This is a genomic window from Methanobrevibacter filiformis (assembly GCF_001639265.1).
Taxonomy (GTDB): domain Archaea; phylum Methanobacteriota; class Methanobacteria; order Methanobacteriales; family Methanobacteriaceae; genus Methanacia; species Methanacia filiformis.
The window spans coordinates 1-2,107 of record NZ_LWMT01000125.1 but is presented as its reverse complement, the minus strand read 5'-3'; the positions used below and the strand labels follow the sequence as shown (position 1 = coordinate 2,107).

Annotated in this window: 1 protein-coding gene; it reads right to left on the bottom strand. The window is 22.7% G+C overall.

Annotated elements, in window-relative coordinates; genetic code table 11:
* Window positions 1-53: 53 nt before the first annotated feature.
* Window positions 54-1,976, bottom strand: a complete 1,923-nt coding sequence (locus MBFIL_RS04060; RefSeq protein WP_281192480.1) for a glycosyltransferase family 2 protein — start codon at window positions 1,974-1,976, stop codon at window positions 54-56.
* Between the last annotated feature and the right edge of the window lie 131 nt (window positions 1,977-2,107).

Here is a 2,107-nt window from a genome sequence, read left to right as displayed (position 1 = left end):
CTAAAACACTTACGAATATTACTATTAAAACTCATAAAAAAATATATAAACAATCAAACATAAATAAAAATACCAAAGAAAAAAAATAATACATATAAAAAGAAAATTATTAAATACGAATCCTCATCTATATTTTTATATGCGAAATATTTAATTGATGAAATCTTATGATTCAATAATTTTGTTTCGTATTCCTCATATACTTTGTTTTCTTTAAAAGTTTCAATAACATGATTCATAATGGGTATGTAACCAAAATATCTTTCATCTTTTGAAGTTATCACGGAATTTTCACGTACTCTACGATTATACAAATATTTATCGATAATGAAAAGTTTTTTAAAGTTTAAAATTACTTGGAAAAAGAAAGGATTATCTTCAAATATTGTTCCTTCAGGAAATTTCGCATGAATATTGTCTAAAAAATCTTTTTTATAAAATTTATTACATGGAGATACTGAAATATTGAATAACTCTTCTTTAATCTCATGATGACTATAAAGTTCATGATTAAAATATTTCTTTAATGCTGATAATTCATAATCATTTCTCTTAAAAAACTTATTTTCTTTATCATTCCATGGTCTCAATTTAAACATTATAATATCAGTATTTTTATTTTTAGCCAAACTATACAAATAATCTAATGTATTATTTTCTAACCAATCATCAGAATCTACAAATTCAATATATTCCCCTTTTGCAGTGTTTAATCCTTTATTTCTTGCAGCTCCAGCTCCTTTATTTTCTTGATTAATTATTTTTATTCTTTTATCTTTATTTGCATATTCCTTTAATATTTTTAAGGAATTGTCTGTTGATCCATCATTAATACAAATTATTTCAAAATTTTTCAATGATTGATTAATAACGCTATCTAAACATTTATTCAAATAGTTTTCTGCATTATATACTGGAATTATCACTGAAATTTTAGGAGGCAGTTTATTTTTAAGTTTTTCTACTATATTTGGATGGTTTATTGTAGTGTATTTAATTGGATTTTTATTATTGTTCCTAAAACTAATATTACTATCTTCATTTTGCGATTTTTCTAATTCTATTGTATTATTTATTTTTCGACGGATTGAATTGAATTCAGCATTTTTATTTGGATATTTTCCTTCTTTTTCTCCATATTTTATATAATGTTCTATCGGATCCATTCCTACTTTTTTAATATGAGGATATTTATTTAAATAATAACTTTTATCAAAATTGATTTTTTCCATTTTTTTATTTATCAATTCTTGAATGTTTTTAGTAATTTCAATAGAATAGTATTTAGAATATTTCAAATAGATATAGGTAAGAGAACCCATCATAGTTGACCATGGTTTTTCTAGTCCTCCTAAATGGAGAATTTTAGCATTTTCATAAAGTTCACATTCGTTTGAAGAGAATTTCTCATTATAAAAATTTTCAATTTCTGTAATAGTTGAGTAGTTTAAATAAGCATTTAAAAAATTGTATTTTATATTTGCATAAATTACATCATTGTTAAAAATTGCATTGAATGCATCTTGGTCCATGAATTTATTAAATTTATTTTTCCTGAAACTTAATAGTTTATTAGATATTTTATCTTTTCGCATTTTTTCTAAGTTTAGCAGCATGACTCCAGTGTTAAAATAAAAATCGATTTTAGGGCTCACCTTTTTAACATGCGTAGGATTTGTCATGGATAGTGTATCTTTTACAACAACAGCATAATTATTTTCAAAATTAATGTTGTAAAGTTTTTCAAGATTATCTAAAATTAGTACATCACTATCCAAATATAACACTTTATCATGTTTACTTAATATTTCTGCGATGTCAAATTTAAAGAGTGAGCTCCTACTAACATGTCTAAGTTGTTTTAATGAGGAATAATCCTTATTATCATTAACCTCTATTATTTTCACTACAAAATTTTCATTATTTAGTTTTTGGAGAGAAATTCTATTTTCTTTACTAATATTATCCGAAAATATAAAAGAGGATTCGTATTTAATAATTTTCTTTTTATATGTATTATTTTTTTTCTTTGGTATTTTTATTTATGTTTGATTGTTTATATATTTTTTTATGAGTTTTAATAGTAATATTCGTAAGTGTTTTAGGT